The organism is Streptomyces oceani, assembly GCF_001751245.1.
Classification (GTDB): Bacteria; Actinomycetota; Actinomycetes; order Streptomycetales; family Streptomycetaceae; genus Streptomyces; species Streptomyces oceani.
This window is the reverse complement of the sequence record NZ_LJGU01000112.1, coordinates 1-21461: the sequence shown is the minus strand read 5'-3', so window position 1 is coordinate 21461 and position 21461 is coordinate 1. Positions and strand designations below refer to the sequence as shown.

The 21461-nt window shown below is 70.7% G+C and carries 21 protein-coding genes; 11 read left to right on the top strand and 10 right to left on the bottom strand.

The window, feature by feature from the left end; translation table 11 throughout:
* Window positions 1-291 precede the first annotated feature (291 nt).
* The 6 genes from AN216_RS29085 (at window position 292) to AN216_RS05560 (ending at window position 5024) form a co-directional block, all read left to right on the top strand.
* A complete protein-coding gene (locus tag AN216_RS29085; RefSeq protein ID WP_070195473.1) occupies window positions 292-669 on the top strand; it encodes an RDD family protein in 378 nt (125 codons plus the stop codon).
* A gap of 357 nt (window positions 670-1026) precedes the next feature.
* The gene (locus tag AN216_RS05580; protein ID WP_070195472.1) at window positions 1027-1338 is read left to right on the top strand and encodes a hypothetical protein; all 312 of its coding nucleotides are present in this window, start codon (window positions 1027-1029) and stop codon (window positions 1336-1338) included.
* A 185-nt stretch (window positions 1339-1523) separates the two neighbouring features.
* Entirely contained in the window at window positions 1524-1808 is a 285-nt protein-coding gene (locus tag AN216_RS05575) for a hypothetical protein (RefSeq protein ID WP_070195471.1), read from the top strand.
* Between the two features lie 38 nt (window positions 1809-1846).
* Window positions 1847-3784 (top strand): hypothetical protein, encoded by a 1938-nt coding sequence (locus tag AN216_RS05570; protein ID WP_139140863.1) that lies wholly within the window; start codon window positions 1847-1849, stop codon window positions 3782-3784.
* A gap of 150 nt (window positions 3785-3934) precedes the next feature.
* Complete coding sequence (locus tag AN216_RS05565) at window positions 3935-4489, top strand: peroxiredoxin (protein WP_070195469.1); 555 nt, start codon at window positions 3935-3937, stop codon at window positions 4487-4489.
* A 1-nt stretch (window position 4490) separates the two neighbouring features.
* Entirely contained in the window at window positions 4491-5024 is a 534-nt protein-coding gene (locus AN216_RS05560) for an alkyl hydroperoxide reductase (RefSeq protein WP_070195524.1), read from the top strand.
* A gap of 291 nt (window positions 5025-5315) precedes the next feature.
* Here the strand turns inward: AN216_RS05560 and AN216_RS05555 are convergent, their stop codons facing one another.
* The 4 genes from AN216_RS05555 to AN216_RS05540 form a co-directional block, all read right to left on the bottom strand.
* Window positions 5316-7418: a SpoIIE family protein phosphatase gene (locus AN216_RS05555; protein WP_070195468.1), complete on the bottom strand. Its 2103-nt coding sequence runs from the start codon at window positions 7416-7418 to the stop codon at window positions 5316-5318.
* Window positions 7419-7457: 39 nt separating this feature from the next.
* Window positions 7458-8138 carry a class I SAM-dependent DNA methyltransferase gene (locus tag AN216_RS05550; RefSeq protein ID WP_070195467.1) on the bottom strand — a complete coding sequence of 227 codons (681 nt, stop codon included), beginning with the start codon at window positions 8136-8138 and terminating at the stop codon, window positions 7458-7460.
* A gap of 360 nt (window positions 8139-8498) precedes the next feature.
* Window positions 8499-9941: a class II fumarate hydratase gene (locus tag AN216_RS05545; protein ID WP_079166294.1), complete on the bottom strand. Its 1443-nt coding sequence runs from the start codon at window positions 9939-9941 to the stop codon at window positions 8499-8501.
* 22 nt (window positions 9942-9963) lie between these two features.
* Complete coding sequence (locus tag AN216_RS05540; protein ID WP_070195466.1) at window positions 9964-11757, bottom strand: fumarate hydratase; 1794 nt, start codon at window positions 11755-11757, stop codon at window positions 9964-9966.
* A 166-nt stretch (window positions 11758-11923) separates the two neighbouring features.
* On the opposite strand from AN216_RS05540, the gene AN216_RS05535 reads away from it, so the two are divergent.
* Both AN216_RS05535 and AN216_RS05530 read left to right on the top strand, forming a co-directional pair.
* Complete coding sequence (locus tag AN216_RS05535) at window positions 11924-12595, top strand: DUF1707 SHOCT-like domain-containing protein (protein ID WP_070195522.1); 672 nt, start codon at window positions 11924-11926, stop codon at window positions 12593-12595.
* Window positions 12596-12800: 205 nt separating this feature from the next.
* Window positions 12801-13163, top strand: a complete 363-nt coding sequence (locus tag AN216_RS05530) for a WhiB family transcriptional regulator (protein ID WP_070195465.1) — start codon at window positions 12801-12803, stop codon at window positions 13161-13163.
* 177 nt (window positions 13164-13340) lie between these two features.
* On the opposite strand, the gene AN216_RS05525 is transcribed toward AN216_RS05530, so the two are convergent.
* On the bottom strand, window positions 13341-14726 hold the full coding sequence (locus tag AN216_RS05525) for an MFS transporter (protein WP_244502334.1): 1386 nt from the start codon (window positions 14724-14726) through the stop codon (window positions 13341-13343).
* Between the two features lie 72 nt (window positions 14727-14798).
* Between AN216_RS05525 and AN216_RS05520 the strand changes: the two genes are divergently transcribed.
* Window positions 14799-15713 (top strand): LysR family transcriptional regulator, encoded by a 915-nt coding sequence (locus tag AN216_RS05520; protein ID WP_070195464.1) that lies wholly within the window; start codon window positions 14799-14801, stop codon window positions 15711-15713.
* 38 nt (window positions 15714-15751) lie between these two features.
* On the opposite strand, the gene AN216_RS05515 is transcribed toward AN216_RS05520, so the two are convergent.
* The 4 genes from AN216_RS05515 to AN216_RS05500 all read right to left on the bottom strand — a co-directional run bounded on the left by AN216_RS05515 (window position 15752) and on the right by AN216_RS05500 (window position 18716).
* Window positions 15752-16027 (bottom strand): type II toxin-antitoxin system Phd/YefM family antitoxin, encoded by a 276-nt coding sequence (locus AN216_RS05515; protein WP_244502333.1) that lies wholly within the window; start codon window positions 16025-16027, stop codon window positions 15752-15754.
* Between the two features lie 89 nt (window positions 16028-16116).
* A complete protein-coding gene (locus AN216_RS05510) occupies window positions 16117-16590 on the bottom strand; it encodes a DNA2/NAM7 family helicase (protein ID WP_070195463.1) in 474 nt (157 codons plus the stop codon).
* Between the two features lie 481 nt (window positions 16591-17071).
* Window positions 17072-17620: a GNAT family N-acetyltransferase gene (locus tag AN216_RS05505; RefSeq protein ID WP_070195462.1), complete on the bottom strand. Its 549-nt coding sequence runs from the start codon at window positions 17618-17620 to the stop codon at window positions 17072-17074.
* Between the two features lie 157 nt (window positions 17621-17777).
* Window positions 17778-18716: a LysR substrate-binding domain-containing protein gene (locus AN216_RS05500; protein WP_070195461.1), complete on the bottom strand. Its 939-nt coding sequence runs from the start codon at window positions 18714-18716 to the stop codon at window positions 17778-17780.
* Between the two features lie 97 nt (window positions 18717-18813).
* Here AN216_RS05500 and AN216_RS05495 point away from each other — a divergent pair, with 97 nt between their 5' ends.
* Complete coding sequence (locus tag AN216_RS05495) at window positions 18814-19650, top strand: TauD/TfdA dioxygenase family protein (protein ID WP_070195460.1); 837 nt, start codon at window positions 18814-18816, stop codon at window positions 19648-19650.
* A 94-nt stretch (window positions 19651-19744) separates the two neighbouring features.
* Here the strand turns inward: AN216_RS05495 and AN216_RS05490 are convergent, their stop codons facing one another.
* A complete protein-coding gene (locus tag AN216_RS05490; RefSeq protein WP_070195459.1) occupies window positions 19745-20560 on the bottom strand; it encodes a suppressor of fused domain protein in 816 nt (271 codons plus the stop codon).
* A 264-nt stretch (window positions 20561-20824) separates the two neighbouring features.
* On the opposite strand from AN216_RS05490, the gene AN216_RS05485 reads away from it, so the two are divergent.
* A complete protein-coding gene (locus AN216_RS05485; RefSeq protein ID WP_070195458.1) occupies window positions 20825-21430 on the top strand; it encodes a dihydrofolate reductase family protein in 606 nt (201 codons plus the stop codon).
* Window positions 21431-21461: the final 31 nt, after the last annotated feature.

The window sequence follows — 21461 nt, the reverse complement described above, 5'->3', positions numbered from 1 at the left end:
CGCTATCCGGGAAAGGGGTAGGGAGAAGCCTAGTGCCCAGTCAGGCGCTGTCGTCTCCGCATCCGTTCGGCCTGGTGAGCGGCGGTGGCCGGGCTGTTACCGGGCAGCCATGGAAGGGGCACGGCATCCTCGGGAGGATGGTGCCATGAACCATCAGCACTATCAGGGTCAGCCATACCAAGGGCAGCCGTATCAGGGTCAGCCGGCTCCGTACGGGCCGCCGCAGGGACCGCGGCCCGGTGCCAGCCGGCACGGCCCGCCGCTACGGCCTCCGGAGGGGAGTGGGAGGAGGTGGGACAGATCCGGGGCCTCCTCGCGGGTTCCGTGGACGCGTTGGTGACGGTGATAGGCGGCTTCACACTCGCCACGCTGCTGCTGCGGGAGAAGACCGGCCCGGACTACTGGCTTCCGGCGGTCGGTTGCCTGCTGGCGGTCTCCTTCGTGAACCACGTGCTGCTGACCGTGCCGGTGCGGGCCAGCCTGGGCAAGCTGCTCTTCAACGTGCGGATGATCCGGATGGCGGATGGCGGCCGACCGCACTTCTGGCAGGCCGTACGCCGCTGGGTGGCGGGCTTCTTCTACCAACCGGTCCAGTACCTCCTCAGCCAGGTGCACATGCAGAGCGACACCGACGGTGAGGACCTGTGCGGCCTGCTCAAGGCGCACTGACGGGGCGCTCGGGGAGACGTCCGCGCCTCGCCCGCACACAACCGACGAGCGGCCGTACCACATACGCACCTCGGGCGCTCCACACCGGCTCCGCTTCGACGGCCGGCCTCGGGTGCTCGGGGCGCATTTCGAAGTGGCCTGGAAATTCCGGGAATTGACTTCACTACAGGAAACGCACGGTGGCTCGGCGGCTTCCGAAACGTCAGTCACGTGGAGTCGTCTCTCATCAGGATGAGTGACGAGCCGAAACGAATCCTCTCGCGGCTCCGTTAGCCCGGTGTCCATCTGGTGACCGCCGGATAGGACACCGCACATCAGCATGAGCTGTGCTGCTAGCAAAACCGAGAGGAAAACTCCATGTCGAAGATCAGCTTCGAAGAGCTGGACGGCCTGACCGGCGAGATGCTCCCGGAGCGTTCGGTGCTCTCCACCGTTGTCCCGTTCAACAACATGGGCGGGGCGGACGCCGCTGACGGCGGTTCGTCCTCCGCCGCCGCGGCGGCGGCCGGCGGCGGCCACGGCGGCGGCGACCAGAACGGCATTCAGAGCGCGGCCTGCCAGTCGGAGCGGGTGCACGGTACCCCGGGCCTCACCGGCTCGCTGGGTCTGGGCTCCAACAACCCGAGCTCCGGCGTCACCTGCGTGCCGGGTGCGACCTCGGTATTCTGATAGGCCCCTCCTCGACGGCCGGGGAATGGCACGGCTTTCTCCCCGAGGGATTTCCGCCATTCCCCGGCCGCCCCCATCACACGTACCCCGCCCGGTGCGGGCGTGCGGCGCCGGTGCCGGGCGCGTGACGCCTCGGCTGAAGGTGCCCATGGCAATTCCGGCCATGAGAAAGGGAAGCCATAGCCATGACTGGCATTAGCTATCAGGAACTCGACGCGCTTTCCGGTGAGGTGCTCCCCGGAAAGACCCTGCTTTCCCTCGTGACATTCAACGTCGACAACAGCAGGCACACGTACAACTTCCCCGAAGGCGACGGCAAGGGCGGCGACGGCGGCGGCACCACGGTGGCCTACGCCTGCCAGTCGGAGCGGGTGCACGGCACCCCGGGCGCCCTCGGCTCGCTGGGCCTGGGCTCCAACAACCCGAGCAGCGGCATCACGTGCGTGCCCGGGACGGTCACCAGCCACTGAGAGAGACCGGCAGCCCGGCCGGTTCAGCCGAGCCGGGCGTGCGTTCCATCCCCCGGGAGATCGTCATCAGCACCCAAGCGCCCACGCCCGTACGCGAAGCACCGCCAGCCCCTCCCGGAGCGATGCCGGGTCTCACCGAGGGGACCGAACTCGTCGGCGAGTACACGGGGTCCGGGTACCGTCACCCGCCCAAGCTCGTCCACCGGTTCGACGGTCAGGTGATCCACCTGCCGCAGTTGCTCTACCAGACTGCCAAGTGCCTGGAGCGGCAGGCCATCGGCGCCAGAACCACCAGCGAGCGGGTGCTGGAGCGGGTCGCCAGGGACCTCACCCGCGCCACCGGTCGTACGTTCGCGGCCGAGCACGTGGCCTTCCTGCTGGACAACAAGCTGGCCCCGCTCGGTATCAGCACGCACAGCGACGGCACTCAGCCGGAGGTCGCCAAGGCCGAGCACCCGATCCTCGGCCTGCGCCACCGGGCCGCGTTGATCTCCGAGCAGACCACCTGGGTTATCGCGGGCATGTTCGCCTGGCTGTTCCAGCCGCTGATCCTGCTGCTGGCGGTGAGCACGCTGACGGTCGCCGAGGTCTGGATGTTCACCACCCAGAGCACCAGCCTCGCCGTCACACAGGTCATGGCCGACCCGGCGGGAGTCCTCATCGTGGTGGGGCTGGCCTTGGCCTCCGCGGCGTTCCACGAGGTGGGGCACGCCGCCGCCTGCCGGTACGGCAAGGTGCGCCCCGGTGCCATGGGTTGCGGGATCTACCTGGTCTGGCCGGCCTTCTACACCGACGTGACGAACTCCTACCGGCTCGGTCGCAGCGGCCGACTGCGTACGGACCTGGGCGGGGTCTACTTCAACGGCCTGTTCATCCTCGGGCTGATGGGGCTGTACCTGCACAGCCCCTCGCCGGTGGTGCTGGTGGCCATCGTCCTGATCAACCTGGAGGCGGTACAACAGCTCCTCCCGACCCTCCGGTTCGACGGCTACTACATCATCTCCGACCTCGTCGGTATCCCTGACCTGTTCAAGTACATCGGCCCGATCCTGCGTCACAAGGTGCTGCGCAGGCCCGCCGAGGAGCGGCTCCAGGCACTCAAGCGGTGGCCGCAGATCGTCGTCACGGTCTGGGTGCTCGCGGTTCTGCCGGCGCTTCTCCTGCAGTTGGGCTTCGTCCTCACCCAACTGCCCCGGATGGCCGGCACCGCCTGGGACACCGCGGACTCCCTGATGTCGGTCGCCGCGGTGAGCGACACGCCGGTGCTGAGCACGGCCTCCGCCTGCGTGCAGATCCTCTTCCTGCTGCTGCCACTCGCCGGTGTGAGCCTCATCCTGTGGCAACTGGGCAACACCGCCGTGCGGTTGCTGCGGAAGCGCTTCGCGAAGGCCGGCGTGCCGGAGGACGCGCCGGCGGAGCAGCGGACCAAGCGGGCGTGGCAGCGCACGCCCTCGCTCCTCCTCTGGGGCGCGCTGGTCACGGTCGCCGCCTTCACCCTGGGATATCTCCTGTGGATGCTGGCCCGCCCAGCACCGCAGTCCTCCGGGCAGGTCGCCGGCCCCGACGCGGTGCCGCCGACTTCCGGTCCGCGGAAGACGCCCCCCGCGGAGGTACGTCCGCCCTCGCAGGAGCAGCATCCGAGCGAGCCCACCAGCTCCGGCACCGGCTCCGTACGGCACCCTGGCGGGACGGTCGAGCGGCCCGGCGCCGCGGCGGACGACCGTCCCCGCACTGCCGAAAGCAGCCCGGCCATCAAGGAGTCCGGTACGGACGATGACGGGCCGGCGCGGCAGAGTACTGAGCCGGGCGGGGGCAACACGTCCGGGGACCGACGTGACAGTGGCCACACGCCGGAGGCGCCGGACCGCGCACGCGGCGGTGCCGAGGGCTCGGCGGAGCCCTCGGGTACGCCCGAGTCCTGCGCTCCGCTGCTGCAACTCCCGCTGGTGGAGGTCGATCCGCTCATCTGTCCCTGAGCGGATGAGGCGCGTGTCACCCTCCCGACAGTGGGTCGGGAGGGAGGCGTGACCGGATTTCTACGTTCTATGCGGACTGTGGCAACGTAGGGCCTGTCCAACCCAGGGAAGTCCCCCACCAGGGGACTTCCTTCTGTGCAAGGAGAGTACGTGCTCACTGTCGGTGACAAGTTCCCTGAGTTCGAGCTGACCGCCTGCGTGTCGCTGGAGAAGGGCAAGGAGTTCGAGGAGATCCACCACAAGACCCACGAAGGGCAGTGGAAGGTGGTCTTCTTCTGGCCGAAGGACTTCACCTTCGTCTGCCCGACCGAGATCGCCGCCTTCGGGAAGCTGAACGAGGAGTTCGCCGACCGCGACGCGCAGATCCTCGGCGTGTCCGGGGACAGCGAGTTCGTGCACCATGCCTGGCGCAAGGATCACCCCGACCTTCGTGACCTGCCCTTCCCGATGCTCGCCGACCCGAAGCACGAGCTCATGCGGGCCTGCGGCGTCGAGGGCGCCGACGGTTACGCGCAGCGCGCCGTGTTCGTCGTCGACCAGAACAACGAGATCCAGTTCACCATGGTGACCGCCGGCTCCGTGGGGCGTAACCCCAAGGAGGTGCTGCGGGTGCTCGACGCGCTGCAGACCGACGAACTGTGCCCGTGCAACTGGACGCAGGGCGAGGAGACGCTCGACCCGGTCCAGCTGCTGGCCGGTGCGTGACGTGGCGCTCGGCGAGCTGAAGTCCGCGCTGCCGGACTACGCCAAGGACCTGAAGCTGAACCTCGGCTCGGTGATCGGTAACTCCCAGCTCCCGCAGCAGCAGCTCTGGGGTACCGTTCTCGCCTGCGCCATCGCCTCCCGCTCGCCGATCGCGCTGCGCGAGCTGGAGCCGGAGGCACGGGAGAACCTCTCCACCGAGGCGTACACCGCGGCCAAGTCCGCCGCGGCGGTGATGGCGATGAACAACGTCTTCTACCGCACCCGTCACCTGCTCTCCGACCCGGAGTACAGCACGCTGCGGGCCGGCTTGCGGATGAACGTCATCGGCAACCCCGGTGTCGAGAAGACCGACTTCGAGCTGTGGTCCCTCGCGGTCTCCGCCATCAACGGCTGTGGCCAGTGCCTCGACTCGCACGAACAGGTGTTGCGCAAGGCCGGTGTGGACCGGGAGACCATCCAGGAGGCCGTCAAGATCGCTTCGGTGGTGCAGGCCGTGGGCGCCACCCTGGAGGCCGAGGCCACCCTGGCCGGCTGACCTCCCGGCTGAAACCTCCTGCCCTGGGGCCTGAAGAGTGAACGTCGACGGGGCGGTTCCCGGTACGTCCTGGAGCCGCCCCGTCGTCCGTACGCGACCGGCCGCTGCTTCCCCCGGGCCGTTTCATTCGGATCTTCGGGGACCAGGGACCGGGACTGGTGTGGGGCCTCCGCGGGCCGGAGGTTGGGGGAAACGAGCGCAGCGGCACTGCCCGCGACGACAACGCGGCAGACGCGCGTGCCAGCCGGGCGCCGCCAGAGCGATCCCCGCAGCCGGTCCGAACGACACGGCCTAAGGCAACGCGACCTCGAACCACACCACCTTGCCGGTGGACAGCCGGGTGGCTCCCCAGCGCCGGGCGATGCGGTTCACGAGGTAGAGCCCGCGCCCGCCCTCGTCCGTCGCCCTGGCCTGACGCAGTCGGGGGAGTTGGGGCACGTCGTCGCCGACCTCGCAGCGCAGCACGTCCGTCCGCAGCAGCCGCAGGGTGATCGGGCGCTCGGCGTATCGCACGGCGTTCGTCACGACCTCGCTCACCAGCAGTTCGACCGCGTCCGACAGCTCCTCCAGGCCCCACCTCTCCAGTGCCCGCCGGGCCAACCTGCGGGCCTGACCGGCGGTCTGCGCCCGGGGGTCCAGATACCAGTACGCGACATCGCTGGGGGTTATGCCGTCGAAACGGGCGGCGAGCAGCGCGATGTCGTCGTCCCGGTCACCGGGCCCGAGAATGTCCAGTACCTCGTCGCACAGCGGCTCCAGCGGCGGCGCCGTGCCCGGCCGGGTCAGCTCCGCCGTGTCCGCCAGCTTCCCGCGCAGGAAGTCGATGCCGGTCCACACGTCACGGGCCCGCGACTCGACCAGCCCGTCGGTGTAGAGCAGAAGCGTCGCGCCCTCCGGCGCGTCCAGCTCCACCGCCTCGAAGTCGACGCCGCCGACCCCGATCGGCGCGCCCGCTGGTATCCGCAGCACCTCGGCGCGGCCGTCCCGGTGCAGCATGACGGGCGGCGGGTGACCGGCGTTCGCGATCAGCAACCGATGCGCGACCGGGTCGTACACGGCGTACAGGCAGGTGGCCATCCGGTCGCTGCCCAGCCGCTGCGCCTGCTCGTCCAGATGGTGCAGCACCTCCTGGGGTGGCAGGTCGAGGCCGGCCAGCGTCTGCGTGGTCGTACGCAACTGGCCCATGATCGCCGCCGATGTCATGGAGTGCCCCATGACATCGCCGACCACCAGCGCCACCCGGCTGCCCGGGAGCGGGATGGCGTCGTACCAGTCACCGCCCACCCGCGCGGTCTCGGCCGCCGGGAGGTAGCGGCTGGCCAGCGTGCAGCCGGTCGGCTGGGGGAGCGCGTCCGGCAGCATGGTGCGCTGCAACTCGTCGGCGATGTACGCCTCTCGGCCGTACAGCACCGCCTTGTCCACACCCAGGGCCGTATGGGTCGCCAACTGCGCGGCGATGAGCAGGTCCTCGGACTCGAAGGCGGGACGCTCGGGCCGGCGGAGGAAGACCGCCGCGCCGGTGACCCGCCGCCGGCCACGCAGCGGCGCCAGCACCGCGTGATGGTCCTCGGGCAGGTCGCAGTCCGGACCCAGCAGCTCCGGCAACGGGGAGTCAGGGGTGTCCGGGTCGGCGAACACCGGACGCACCCCGCGCAGCACCTCCGCCAGCGGGCCGCCGGCGCGTACGTCGGTGTGCTCGGCCGCGCCCTCGGCCACGCCGCCGGCCAGCGGCAGGTCACCGCCGTGGAGTCGCGCACTCGGCACCCGGTCACTGCGTCGCAGCCGCAGGGTGAACGGACTCGACGGCCGTTCGTCACCCACCGGTAGCGGGTCGCGCAGGTAGACCAGGATGGCGTCCGCGTACGCCGGCACGCTCGCCCGGCACAGGCCCAACACGGTCTCGTCCAGGTCGACCCCACGCGCGATCCGACGGGTGGCGGCACCGACGAAGCGGAGCCGGTCGCCGCCGCGCCGCTCCCGCTCCGTGTGCTCGGCGTCCTCGGCTATGGCGTTCAGAGGCTTGCCCGGGTCACCCGCGGGAGTCGCCGACTCACCCTCGGCCGGGTCCGCGGCGGCTTTCGGCTCCGCCGTGCCGCCCGGCGACTCCGGCGCGCGCGGTGGTTCCGACGTGCGCGTCGGGTCCGGTTCGCGTACTGGGGACACGTCCTGCTCCCGCGGGTCTGGTACGGCCGCGTGCGCCGTCGCCCGATGGTGCGGCGCGGACCCGTCGGTGCCTGGCCGGCCGGCAGCGCCCTGCGCCCGCGGCGCACCACTGTCGAGCCGGCCGCCGGTCATCGGCGCCGGATCTCCGGCAGCCTGCTCCGTCGGCCGGCCCGGTGGCTCGGCCTGGCTCGCCGCAGGCGATTCGTGCTCCGTCACGCGTTGGGTTTCCATCCGTCCGGGGCAGCGCGTCGGGCGCACCCTGAAGTCGTCCTAGGGGCGTCGTCGGCAGTGCAGAAAGAGCTGAATCTCAGGAGGTACCTCTGTGCTCAGCGGGGCGAAGGCGTACGCCTCCTCCCCGCGGATCTCGAAGCCGGCGTCGTGCACGAGCCGGCGCAGATCTTCCCGAAGATAGCCGGACACCCGGATCGTGTTACCCAGGAACGGTATCGAGAAATCGTTTACGTCGGCTTCCACTATCGCCAGCGCCATCAGCCCACCCTCCCGCAGCTGACCGTGCAGCATACGCAGGGCGTACGGCACCTCCTCCTGGGAGACCATCAGCAACGAGAAGAAGGCTGCGACGCCGTCGAATGGACCAAGATCGTGCCGTTCCATGTCGGCGAAGTCAATGCGGTGGAACTCACCCTCCGGCACGTTCTCCCGGCTGAGTCGCACCATTTCGGCGGACAGGTCCGTCCCCACCACCCGGTGTCCCGCGTCAACCAACTGCCGTGCGGTGGGCAGGCCCGTACCGCACCCGAGGTCGAGCACCCGGGAGCCGGGGGGCAGCTCCCGAGCCAGCCAGGCCCCCGCCGCGAGCTGGCCCTCCTTGTGTGGGAACGCCTCGTCGTACCGGTCCCCGATGACGTCGAAAGCCTCGGCCTGACCACTCCGGTCCATCAGGGACCGGTCGAACGCGTCGTACGCTCTCGGTACGTCAGCGCTGCCCATCTGGGGCTCCTCTCCGGCTGTCTGACAAGTACCCGAGTGGGGGCGGGAGTTGTGCGGCAGGGTGGCACATTCGGACGTTGATCCTACGATCGGCGCGGGGGGTGGCGGCAAGGGGTTGTGGACGGGGACGGATCCCTCGCGGTTTCCGGCGCTGACCTGCCGGTCCTCGTGGGCCGCCGGCGGACCAGCCGCTGTTCGTATCGTACGCGCCGGCGCCGGGGGGCTGGGTTTCGCTGAACCGAGCCGTACGCTGGGCACCCGTTCGGGCGCCCAGCGGTGGTGTGGCGGTCGGGACAGGGTCGGGACGCGGCCGGCGGGCCCGAGCGGTGCCCGGTTCGGGCGCGCGGCTCGGGAGCCGGCTCACGGGCGGGTCATGCGCAGCACGTCCAGCGCCTCGTCCAACTGTTCCTCGGTGAGGTCGCCCCGCTCCACATGCCCCGCGTCGAGGACCGCCTGCCGGATCGTCGTGCGCTCCGCGAGCGCCTTCTTCGCCACGGCGGCGGCGGCCTCGTAGCCGAGGTACCGGTTCAGCGGTGTCACCACGGAGGGGGAGGACTCGGCGTACTCCCGCGCTCGCCGCTCGTCCGCGACGACGCCGTCCACCGTGCGGTCCGCCAGCAGCCGAGCGGCGTTGCCGAGCAGCCGGATCGACTCCAGCAGGTTCTTGGCCAGCACGGGCAGCATCACGTTCAGCTCGAAGTTGCCCGCCGCACCGGCCGTCGCGACCGTGGCGTCGTTCCCGGTGACCTGCGCCGCGACCATCAGCACCGCCTCCGGGATCACCGGGTTCACCTTGCCGGGCATGATCGAGGAGCCGGGTTGGAGGTCCGGCAGGGCGATCTCGGCGAGTCCCGTACGCGGCCCGGAGGCCATCCAGCGCAGGTCGTTGCAGATCTTGGTCAGTCCGACCGCGAGCGTACGCAGCTGCCCCGAGGTCTCCACCAGCGCGTCCCGGGCGCCCTGCGCCTCGAAGTGGTTGCGGGCCTCGGTCAGCGGCAGCCCCGTGGCGCGGGCGGTCTCCCCGATGACGGCCGCCGCGAAACCGGGCGGCGTGTTGATGCCCGTACCGACCGCCGTGCCGCCCAGCGGCAGCTCCGCCAACCGCGGCAGCGCGGCTCGTAGCCGCTCGGCGCCGTACGCCACCTGGGCCGCGTAGCCGCCGAACTCCTGGCCGAGGGTGACCGGAGTGGCGTCCATCAGATGGGTCCGCCCCGACTTCACCACCCGCGCGAACTCCGTCTCCTTGCGGCCGAGCGCAGCCGCGAGGTGGTCCAGCGCGGGGATCAGGTCGCGGGTGACGGCGGCGGTGGCGGCGATGTGGATGGAGGAGGGGAAGACGTCGTTGGAGGACTGGCTGGCGTTGACGTGGTCGTTCGGGTGTACGGGCGCGCCCAGCCGTTCGGTGGCCAGGGTCGCGACGACCTCGTTCATGTTCATGTTGGACGAGGTGCCGGAACCGGTCTGGAAGACGTCCACCGGGAAGTGCGCGTCCCAGCGCCCCTCGGCGACCTCCGCGGCGGCGTCTCGTACGGCCGTCGCCAGCTCCGGGTCGAGCACGCCCAGCTCGGCGTTCACCACCGCGGCGGCGGCCTTGATCCGGGCCAGCGCCTCGATGTGCGCGCGCTCCAGCCGCTGTCCGCTGACCGGGAAGTTCTCCACGGCTCGCTGGGTCTGCGCCCGCCACTTCGCGTCCGCCGGCACGCGTACCTCGCCCATCGAGTCGTGCTCGACGCGGTGGCCGCCAGCGGCGGGCTGCGCTGACTGCTCGGTCGTCCGTCCCGGCTGTGCAAGGTGATCCGTCATGCCTCGAATCTACTGCGCCGGGTCACCCGCCGGCCGGCGCTCCCGCTTCCGCAGCCGCTCCCGCGCCCGGTCCGCCGACCGGGATGGAGGTGATCAGGGGCTGCGGGGCGGGGTCGGTGAAGAAGTCGTTCCCCTTGTCGTCCACCACGACGAACGCCGGGAAGTCCACCACCTCGATCTTCCACACCGCCTCCATGCCCAGCTCCGCGTACTCCAGGACCTCCACCCGCTTGATGCAGTCCTGCGCCAGCCGCGCCGCGGGCCCGCCGATGGAACCGAGGTAGAAGCCGCCGTGCGTCCGGCAGGCGTCGGTGACCTGCTTGCTGCGGTTGCCCTTCGCGAGCATCACGTACGAGCCGCCGGCCGCCTGGAACTGCTCGACGTACGCGTCCATGCGCCCCGCGGTCGTCGGGCCGAACGAGCCCGAGGCGTAACCCTCCGGGGTCTTGGCCGGACCGGCGTAGTAGACGGCGTGCTCGCGTAGGTACTCGGGCATCTCCTCACCGGCGTCCAGCCGCTCCTTGATCTTCGCGTGTGCGATGTCGCGCGCGACGACCAGCGGTCCGGTCAGCGACAGCCGCGTCTTGACCGGGTGCTTGGACAGCTCCGCGCGGATCTCGGACATGGGCCGGGTCAGGTCGATCCGTACGACATCCTCCGTACCCGCGGTCGCAGCGTCGGCGGCTTCCGTGCCGGCGGTCGCAGCGCCGGCGGTCAGCGTGGTGGCACCGGCCGCCAGGTCGCGCTCCGTCGTCTCCGGCAGGAAGCGCGCGGGGTCGGTCTCCAACCGCTCGAGGAACACCCCCTCGGAGGTGACCTTCGCGAGCGCCTGCCGGTCGGCGGAGCAGGACACCGCGATGGCGACTGGACAGGAGGCGCCGTGCCGGGGGAGCCGCACCACCCGTACGTCGTGGCAGAAGTACTTGCCGCCGAACTGAGCGCCGATACCGATGCGCTGGGTCAGTTGGAAGACCTGTTCCTCCAACCCCCGGTCCCGGAAGCCGTGTCCGGCGGCGGACCCCTCGGCCGGCAGCTCGTCCAGGTAGTGGGCGGAGGCGTACTTCGCGGTCTTGAGGGCGTACTCCGCGCTGGTGCCGCCCACGACCACGGCGAGGTGGTACGGCGGGCAGGCGGAGGTGCCCAGCGAACGGATCTTCTCCTCCAGGAACTTCAGCATCGACGCCTCGTTCAGCACCGCCTTCGTCTCCTGGTAGAGGAAGGACTTGTTGGCGCTGCCGCCGCCCTTGGCCATGAACAGGAACTTGTACGCCTCGCCGTCGGTCGCGTACAGCTCGATCTGGGCGGGCAGGTTGGTGCCGGTGTTCCGCTCGTCCCACATGGTCAGTGGGGCCATCTGGGAGTAACGGAGGTTCAGCTCGGTGTAGGCGTCGTGGATGCCGTGGGAGAGCGCCTCCTCGTCCCCGCCCTCGGTGAGGACCTGCTGCCCGCGCTTGCCCATCACGATGGCGGTGCCGGTGTCCTGGCACATGGGCAGCACCCCGGCGGCGGCGATGTTCGCGTTCTTCAGCAGGTCGAGCGCCACGAACCGGTCGTTCGGGCTCGCCTCCGGATCATCCAGGATGCGGCGCAGCTGGCCGAGATGCGCCGGCCGGAGGTAGTGCGAGATGTCGTGCATCGCCTCGGCCGCCAACCGCCGCAGCGCCTCGGGCCGTACGGAGAGGAAGGTCCGCCCGTCCGCCTCGAAGGTGCGCACGCCCTCGGCGGTGACCAGTCGGTACGGCGTGCTGTCCGGGCCCAGCGGCAGCAGGTCGGTGTACGCGAAATCCGGACGAGTGGGGCGGGGGCTGGCGGACATCTGGGGCTACTTCCTCTCGGGGGTCAGCGCCTACCACCGTAGAACGGCGGGGGCACCGGGCGGTGCCGGGGTGCTGGAGGGCGCCGAGGTGTGGTCGCGATCTATCGCGTCTGGGTAATGTGGGGGCGTGAATGACGCGCCGCAGGAGAAGAGTTCGAGACACAGCCTGGAGAAGAGCGCCGCTCCCGAGCGGGGCTCGGAGGGGGGCCCGGAGAGGGGCCTGGCGCCCGAGGCCGACGTACGGGTCTCGGACGCGGACCGGGACAGGGTCGCGGACATCCTGCGGGAGGCGTTGGCGGCCGGGCGGCTGGACGCGGATGAGCACTCCGAGCGGATCGACGCCGCGTACGCCGCGAAGACCCGTGGGGAGTTGGAGCCCCTGGTGCGGGATCTGCCGGAGGCGCGTGGGGAGAGCAAGCCCAGCGCCAATCAGCGGCCCGTGGGCGCCCCGGCGGGTGCCGGCGACTCCGGCGAGACGGACAACGTGGTGGCGATCTTCAGCGGCGCGACCCGCAAGGGGCGTTGGCTGGTCGGTGGCCGGGTGAATGCCTTCGCGCTCTTCGGCGGGGTGGAGATCGACCTGACCGAGGCGGTCTTCGAGCGGCGCGAGGTGGTGATCAACGTCACCGCGCTCTTCGGCGGCGTTGACGTGCGCGTCCCGGAGAACGTCACGCTGACGGGTAGCGGCACCGGCGTCTTCGGCGCCTTCGAGGTGCGACCCAACCAGGCCGACGACGCCGACGCGCCCGTCGTACGGCTGCGGGGCGCGGCGGTCTTCGGCGGGGTGGACGCGAAGCCGAAGCGGGGCAAGCGCCTGCGGAACCTCCTCGGCGGCTGACCGAGGGCTCCGCGGCCGGCTGACTGGCGGCTGCCACAGCGGTGGCAGACGTGAGCCACAGTATGAGTAAGCGTGCGCACACCGGGTATTGCTTCGGCAACGTCTCTCTCGTACGGCAGTGCGCCGCCTGCTGTGCGCTGTGGGGCGACGAAGGTTAACCACGCGTCAGACCGACCCGCCGTAGCAGCGTCGTCAGGAGTAGATTGTGCTGCAATCGCCGCATCAGTCACTGCAGGCCGCCAGCGTCCCCGCCCAGCGCGCACCCGCGCGTGACGATGAGGCCAGCCCCTGGCACTCGGAGGCCGTTTGCCGCCGGGATGAGGCGGGTCTGTTCTTCGCGCCCTCCAAGGAACCGACGGCCGCCCGGCTCACCCGCGAGCAGGCGGCGAAGCGGGTGTGCGCCGGCTGCCCGGTGGTGGGCGAGTGCCGGGAGCACGCCCTGGTGCAGCCGGAGCCGTACGGCGTGTGGGGCGGCCTGACCGCGGCCGAGCGCCGCGTACTACTGGCGCGCCGACGTCGCTCGGCGCCGACCGGCCAGGACGACGCGCGGATTCGGCACATAGCCTGAGCTCGTTCCGCTGGCCTGGCCTGGGCTGGGCTGGGCACGTTCGGCGACGGTCTCGCGTCTTCTGGCCGTGGCCGGCATTCCCGTGTCCTGATCGACGGCGGGGGCCGGACTCTCGCCGCCCTGCCGGACTCGGGTGTCCGGTGGCGCCTGCTGCCGCGGCCCCGGACCCGGCGGGCGTCAGGTCCCGTTGGTGCGGGCCGCGAGCGGGTCGTGCGGGTGTGAGGTGAGGAGCGGCTCCGTTCGTTGGCGTACGGCGGTGGTGCGGGTGGTGACGTACAGCGCGAGGACACCCAGCGCGGCCCCGGCCCAACTCAGTCGCGTGACGGCGGTGGTGAGCGGTATCCAGGCGGTCAGCAGGCCGACGGCGACGGCCGGTGCTCCGGAGCCGAGGTAGAAGAGGAGGTGCAGGGCGGCCCCGACCCCCGCGCGCCGTCCGACCGGCGTCGCCGCGTCCACGGCCCTGGTGGCTCCGCTGAAGGCCAGCCCGTGGCCGGTGCCGGCGAGCAGGGCGGAGCCCAGCGTGCCGGAGAGCGAGCCGCCGCCGGTGCTGGCGAGCAGCAACAGGCTGCCGGTGAGCGCGACCACGCCGAGTCGCTGCGCGGTACGTACGGTGCAGCGCGCGCCGAGGAGTTGGGCCAGCAGCGACCAGACGAGGAGGGAACCCAGCACCGCGCCCGTCAGGGCCGGATCGGCGTCGGGCAACTCCCGGACGAGCAGCGCCGGGAGCAGGGCCAGGAAGATGCCGACGACCGCCCACGCGAGGAATCCGTTGAGTCCCGCGACGGCGAACAGCGCACGTATGCCGCGCGGTATGTGCGGCCGTACGAAACGCCACCGGCGGGATGACGCCCCCGTGGTGGGCGGTGCGGCCGTCGGCGTGGTCGCTGTCCTCGGTGAGGGTGCCGCCGTCGCCGTCGGTGTGGTCCGACTCAGCCGGAGCCAGACCCAGGCCAGCAGGGCCAGATGGAGCAGGTAGGGGGTGGCCAGCGGCGCGGGCCCGTACTGGGCGAGCGTGCCGGCCAGTACGGGCCCGGCGGCGGTGCCCGCCACGAAGGCCAGGCTCATCACCAACGGCCCGCTGAAGCGCGTGGTGGGACCGCGGTGCCAGCTGATGAACGCCTGTGCGGCCCCGGTCGCCGCGCCCAGCGCTAGGCCCTGCCCGACACGGCCGGCGAAGAGCCAGCCGGGGCCGTCCGCGAGGAGGAAGCAACCCGAACCGGCTGCGGCGATCAGCACGCTCAGCCGCAGGAGGGGCCGGGGGCCCACGGCGTCCGCGGCCGGGCCGAGGAACAACAGCGCGGGAGCGCTGACCAGGGCGAAGGTGGCGAAGAGCAGCGTCATCACCAGATCGTCGTAGCCGAACAGCCGCTGGTAGTCGGGATACAGCGGGCTGGGGAGGTAGGCGCCGGCGGTCAGCACGATCACCAGGAGCCCCGCGGTCCGTACCGCCCGGCGGTCGGCACGCTCGTCCCGTCGGTCGTGCCGCGTGTGGGCCGGCTGCCACCGCAGGACGAAGCGGAGCCCGGACGCGCTCCGGTGCCATGAATAACGCTGAGCAATCACGAGGCCAGTCTGCATCCGAACAAACGCAAGCGGAATCAAACGGTCCTCAGTATTACCGTGCAAAATATTCGTATGATCGATTCCCGACTCCGCATCCTCCAGATGGTCGCCGAGCACGGCACGGTGACCGCCGCGGCGCACGCGCTGCACTACACGCCCTCCGCCGTCTCGTACCAACTGCGCCAGCTCGCCGCCGACCTGGGGGTCGAGCTGATGACGCACCAGGGTCGGGGCATCCGCCTGACGAACGCGGCCCGTACGCTGCTCCAGCACGCCGAGGGTCTCCAGGCGCAGTGGGAGCAGGCCCGTGCCGAACTGGCCGCCCTGGGCGGCGAGCCCACCGGACGGATCACGCTGTGCGGCTTTTCCACGGCCGCCAGCCGGCTGCTGCCACCGGCCGCCGCGGCACTACGGGACGCCCACGCCAAGCTGGCCGTGCGCATCGTCGAGGCCGAGCCCGACCGCTGTTTCGACCTTCTGCTCTCGGCGGAGGCTGACCTGGCGCTTCTGGTGGTCACCGCGGACTCACCGCCCATGACCGACCGGCGGTTCGACCAACGGCCGCTGCTGGACGACCCGTTGGACCTGGTCGTGCCCCGGGAGCACCGTCTCGTGGACAAGCCGCGGGTCACGCTGGCCGACGCGGCGGAGGAGCCGTGGATCGTCGGCAACCCGGACACCACGTACCACCAGCTGGTGCTCGCGGCCTGCATGAGCGCGGGCTTCACCCCGCACATCGCCCACCACGCGGACGAGTGGGACACCGGGACCGCCCTGGTCGCGCACGGCTTCGGCGTGATCCTCGTGCCCCGGCTGGCGCAGCTGCGCGAGGACTGGCCGGTGACCCGTATCCCCCTGCACGGTGAGCCCGCCCCCGCCCGCCGCATCATGGCGGTCACCCGCAGCGGGGCCCGGGACATACCCGTCCTCATCCGAGCCGTGGAGACCATCACCGAGACCGCCAGGGAACTGCTGCCCCGTCGGTGAGAGGACGACACACGCCAACGGGTCGCTTTCCCGTGTCGCTACCCTGACCTGGAGATCCAGGCCCACCCGCTGCTCGCGCTGGTGCGAGGAACCGCGGCGTCGGATGGGCGTTCTCGACGGTCACGGGCCTCATCGAGATCGCGCGCCTCGGTCTTCCCCGTACGGGCACGCTCGTAGGCATCGACCAGCCTGCGAGCGTTGGCGGGTGAGCGGAACAGGTAGGCGGTCTCTTGCCACGCCGCGTACCCGTCGGCGGGCATGAGTTCGATGAGCGGAAACAGCGTCTTGCGCGCTTCGCTGGCGCTGATGGACATGGCGATGCCCCTTCGCATCGCTGGAGTGTTCATGCTCTCCCGCCGAGTTCGCCCTGGGCGCAGGAACGGCCGCGGGCAGGGTGCGTGGGTCAACGCACATGGTCAACCCCACGCCATGTGGCGGACGGGGACGGCTCACCGGCCGCGTGGCGTGGCAGCTCCTCGGAGAGTGTGGAGAAGAAGGGTGTCCGTTCCGGGACTCGTGGTCGCCAATCACGATGAGCCGGCGTTTGGCCCCTGCTGACGGCGACGTTCAGGAGGTTGGCGCTCTGGGACGCCCAAGCGCGGCTTCCCACGGCCTGGCGGGCGGTGCCCAACACCAGGATCACCACGTCCGACTCCTTGCCCTGCGCCGTGTGCACCGTGCCGATCCGCTCCCCGGGGACTGTGCCCCGCAGCACCTTCGCCGCCTCCGCCGATACCATCCGGAACGGGATGAGTACGAACAGTTCGTCCTCCGGCAGCCCCTGTGCCCGGAGCCGCGCCACCCCGTCCGCCAGTACCCGCCCCTCCCCGGGGACCCAGTGCTCGCGCGCCTCGGTTCCCGCGACGTGCCACCACACGCTGCGGTCACCGCCGGGAAGGCCCCACGTCCCTGCCCGCTCACTCCGTCGACCATCATGCCGCCGTACGCGATCTAGTCGCTGACCCGGGCACGGGCCCCGATGAACTCCGGGTCCGGCCAGGGGCGGAAAGGGCGCGGGTGGTCCCGGCGGAAGCGGACGGTCCGCGCAGGGTCGGTCACCTCGATCCGGACGCCCCTGCCCGTCTCCAGCGCCACCCGCAACCGGACAGGCAGGCCCGGCGAGGGGTCGAACTGAGCTGCGTGGTGCAGGGCTTCGGGTACGGGCCGGCGGCTGACTTCGCGGCGGTCGCGTGAGCGGGGGAGAGGCGAGGGCGTTCCGTTTCCATGCGCCGACCCTCACGTCGCACTGGCCCGCTGACCAGGGCGTACGCCCGTACGGAGGGGCCGGGTACGAGCCTGTACGGGTGCGGTGCGTTCCCTACGGCCCCGTGGGCCGAGCGCGCCTTCGACGCTGGCCATCAGCCCGTCCAGTCGCGCCTCAGCAAGCCGTAGACCCAGGAGTCGGACACGTCACCGTTGACGACGCAGTCCTCGCGCAGTGTTCCCTCAAGCACGAAGCCAAGCTTCTCGAGTACACGGGCCGATGCCACATTGCGGGTGTCAGCCTCCGACTGCACCCGGTTGAGGTCGAGCGTCTCGAACGCCCAGCGGAGCAGGGCGCGCGCGGCCTCCGTCGCGTAGCCGTGCCCCCATGCCGCCTCGTCGAGGCAGTAGCCCAGGGAGGCGCTGCGAAACTCGGGATTCCAACCGTTGAAGCTGCACCAGCCGACGAACGCCTGGTCGGCGGTACGTTCGATCACCACGCGCGCACCGCTGCCCTCCCGCGCCATCTGTTGGCATCTGTCCAGGAATCGCGTGGCCGAGGCCCTGTCGACCCACGGCGGGGAGTCCCAGTAGCGCAGCACGTACGCGTTGCTGTGCAGCGCGAAGAGGTCGTCGGCGTCGGCGTCGGCGAAGGGGCGCAGCCGCAGGCGCTCGGTCATCAACGTCGGGGTCGGGAGAGTCATGGCCGTCACCTTGCACGCGAGCCGACGCGCTCGCCATCGAATACTGGCGCGCGCCCTGGCGCTTCCGGGAGGTTGTCCGGTTCGCTCGACAACGGTCCGCGCGTGCACGTAGTGCGACATCCTGGCGTGCAGGGCACCAGCCATCTACTGGCGGCCGTCAGTCCGTCTGGCGCCGGACGTCCTCCTTTCCCTGGTCGAAGACCGTCGTTCTCAGCCAGGCCCTGAAGCGCTGAAATCCGTCGTCGCGCGTGAGAGCTGACGGCCACCGCAGGAAGTAGCCTCGGTCGGGCTCCGTGACCACGGGGCCCACCTCAAGCAGCAGTCCGCGCCGCAGATGGTCTCCCATGAGCGTGCGCCAGCTCAGCAGGACGCCGTTGCCGCTGATGGCGAGCGGGATGGCGCTCCCGTACGTCGGGTACACCACCGCGTGGTCAGGGGCGACGTACGTCAGGCCTTTCCCGGCGAACCAGGACGGCCAGTCCTGCCAGCTCCGCCCGGTCTGGTCGACGTGCAGCAGGGGAGCTGAGAGCAGGGCCTCGGCTTCGGACCGCGGCGTCAGCCCCAGCCTGCCGGCCAGGTCGGGAGAGGCGACGGGGACCACCGACTCGGGGACCAGCTGCTCCGAGTACAACCCCGAAGACGGACCGTCTCCGAACCGCACGCTCACGTCGTGATCGGTGTCGGCGAGCTCGCCCTCGGAGTCGAAGATGACGAGCTGTACGTCCGTCGGCGCGACGGCGGCTCGCATGTCCCTCAGACGCGGTACGAACCAGCTCTCGGCAACCGACGGCTGCACCGCGACCCGCAACTGGTCGACGCGCCCCCGCAACCGGGACAGCCGAGCCTCCAGGGTGTCGAACGCCTCGGTCACGGTCTGGTGCAGGAACGCCCCGTCGCGCGTCATCTTCGACCGGTTGGCTCCCCGGTCGAAGAGCGCGGTCCGCAACGAGCCTTCCAACGCCTTCATCTGCTTCGAGACCGCGGGCTGGGACATGCCCAGCTCCGCTGCCGCCGCCGCGAAGCTGCCGAGCCGGCCCACCGCTTCGAGAACGACGAGCCGCTGCAACTGTCGTACGTCGCGGACCAGCAAGCGCACAGCGACCTCCCCTCGATCGTCCACCCCAACCCGTGGTTGGGCCAGGCCAGCGAATCGACGTCTGTCAGAGCCGCCGTCGGCCTCCTAGCCTCCCAGCATGAAGCTTTCCTGTACGCGGCTCACACCCGCACTCGGCGCGACCGCCACGCTGCCCCTGGAGGACGGTGAAATCTCCGAAGAGACCGCCGACCTGGTGCACTCCGCCCTGTCCGAGCACTCCGTCCTCGTCTTCCCGAACGCCGGCCTCGACGCGAGGCGCATGGTGCGGCTCGGGGAGGCGCTGGGCACCCTCGGCGCCCGGCACCACTCCTATACGACCCATCCGGACTCCGCGGACGTCGTCGTCCTGACCTGGGGAGGCGAGGACAAACCGGATGCCGCCGAGTGGCACTCCGACATGACCTACCGGCGCCAACCGCCGTTCGCCTCGATCCTGCAGGCGATCGAGGTCCCTGAGGTCGGTGGCGACACCCTCTGGGCGAGCATGTTCGCCGTGCATGACGCCCTGGACCCGGGGCTGCGTCGCGACCTCGAACAACTCGAGGCCGTACACGACATGGGAGCGTTCCGGACCGGCGCGTACCGGCAGGGAGGTGACGAGGGGATCAGCGAGGCTCTCACCCGGGCTGGGACCGCCGTGCATCCGGTGATCGCGCACCATCCCGTGTCCGGCCGCCCGTACGTCAATGTGAGCGAGTCGTTCACGCGGTTCGTGATCGGTCTGTCGGCTCCGGAGAGCGCCAGGATCCTGACCTACCTGTTCGACCTCGTCAACCGGCCCGACTTCCACGTCCGCGTCAAGTGGGAGGCGGGCATGGTGGTCCTCTGGGACAACCGCGGGACGCAGCACTACGCCGTCGCCGACTACCTCCCTCATCGGCGCGTGATGCACCGGGTCGCGGTGACGACCGACAAACGCGTCCCGGTCGGCTGAGCCCCGACGTCCCGTAGCGGGCACGAGGACCCGGTTCGGGGGCCGGCACGGCCGTCGGTCCCGGGTTCCTCCCGCGATGCGCATCGTTCGAGCCCTAGTCGTCTTCCAGCACATAAGCTCCGGAGGCGTCGCTGAACAGCGCCGTCTGGCCCGGCCGAGCCTGCCGTACGAAGTCCGCGACCCGCGGGAAGCGGGCAACGAACGTGTCGACCGACCACAGTTCGTGGTTGGCCGCGTCGTCCATGTACGCATCGGACTCCAGGCCGGTGACCGAGCACAGGTCCGTGCCGGTGAAGGTCACCCAGCGCGGTGGATGCTCGGCGTGCAGTTTCGACAGGAAGACTGGTGCACTGCCCGGCACACCCCCGCCGGCGACGGAGTCGTCCCTGGTGACGTCCAACAGCGCGTCAACTGCCCCGGCCGCCTCAACCAGCGCGTCCCAGCCGTTCGCCGCCGCGAAAGCCGCCTCGGCGTCCGTGAGCAGACGAAGCGTCCGTACCCACCCGAGCACAGCACCCTCGGCGGACCTCACCTCGTCGAACGGCGCACCCCAGCGTGACGGCGTCACCATGATCGCCGATATCCGGGTGCCGACCAGGAAAGGCTCACTGTTGCGCCACGGGGTCCCGAGAGGAGGCGTCCGCCGACGCGACGCCATGTCCTCGCAGACGATCTCCAGCGCGATCCGTGCCGCACCCAGCTGGCCGTCGATCACCTCGACGGCCAGCTCGACGCTGTCCCCCGCATCGGTCGGCAGCCGCGACGCCCCGGATGTCATCACTGTGACCGGGCCACCTGCCGTACGTTTCTCGACCACTCGGACGGCGCCGCCGATCGGGTCGGAGTGTACTGCCGGGGCGACCCCCAGGGCGTCGAAGACGTGCTCGGCGAAAGCTACGTTCCCAGCCATCTCCCCATCCTCTCAGCGCGCTCACGGTCACCGGGCACGGCGAGGATCCGCGCCAACTGCTCCCTGACCGTCGGGCTCTCCCTCACCAGGGTGACCCCCCGCAACTCGGTGAGCAGACCCCGTCAGCTCGGGACAGCATCTCCGTGGCCTCTGCCAGCGTCGCGTCCGGACCGCAAGCCTGGCCTCGTTTACCCACAGCGCGACCGATGAGTCTGCGGCTCCCGGCCGGTCCATGCTCGTAACACCCCAGGAAAGGACACGATCATGTCAGAGCTTCTCGTCGACTTCATCACCTCTCTCGACGGCAACGCGTCGGGAGAGGGCTGGCCCGGTTGGTGGGGCCTCGAGGGTCCGGAGTACCTCGCTTGGGAGGGCAAGCAGCCCGAGGCCACCTACCTGATGGGAGCGAACACCTACCGCCAGATGTCCGGCTTCGCCGCCGGCGAGGTCCCGGATGGTCAAGACGAGTTCAGGGCGGAGGAAGAGGCATCCGTGGACGAGCTCACGCAAGCGTCCAAGGTGGTGTTCTCCTCCTCACTCGAGGAACCACTCACGTGGGCCAACTCCACGCTCGTTCGCGACGACGCCGTCGAGGCGGTCCGCGCGATGAAGGAGAACGGCTCGGGGCTCCTCAGCACGATCGGCAGCCTGAGCCTGTGCCGGTCCCTGCTCAAGGCCGGACTCGTCGACCGCTTCCGGGTCGTGATGTTCCCGGTGATCACCGGGGCCACGGGCGCGGAACGCGTCTACGACGGATATCCGGACGTCGCCCTCGAGATGATCGAGCACCGTACCTTCGACGGCCGCATCCAACTGGTCGAGTACAAGCCCCGCGTGCTCGAGCACCCGCCGCTCGGCGCCCCCGCGTGAGTCGCCCCGCCCGCCGGCCTGCGCTCCCCCC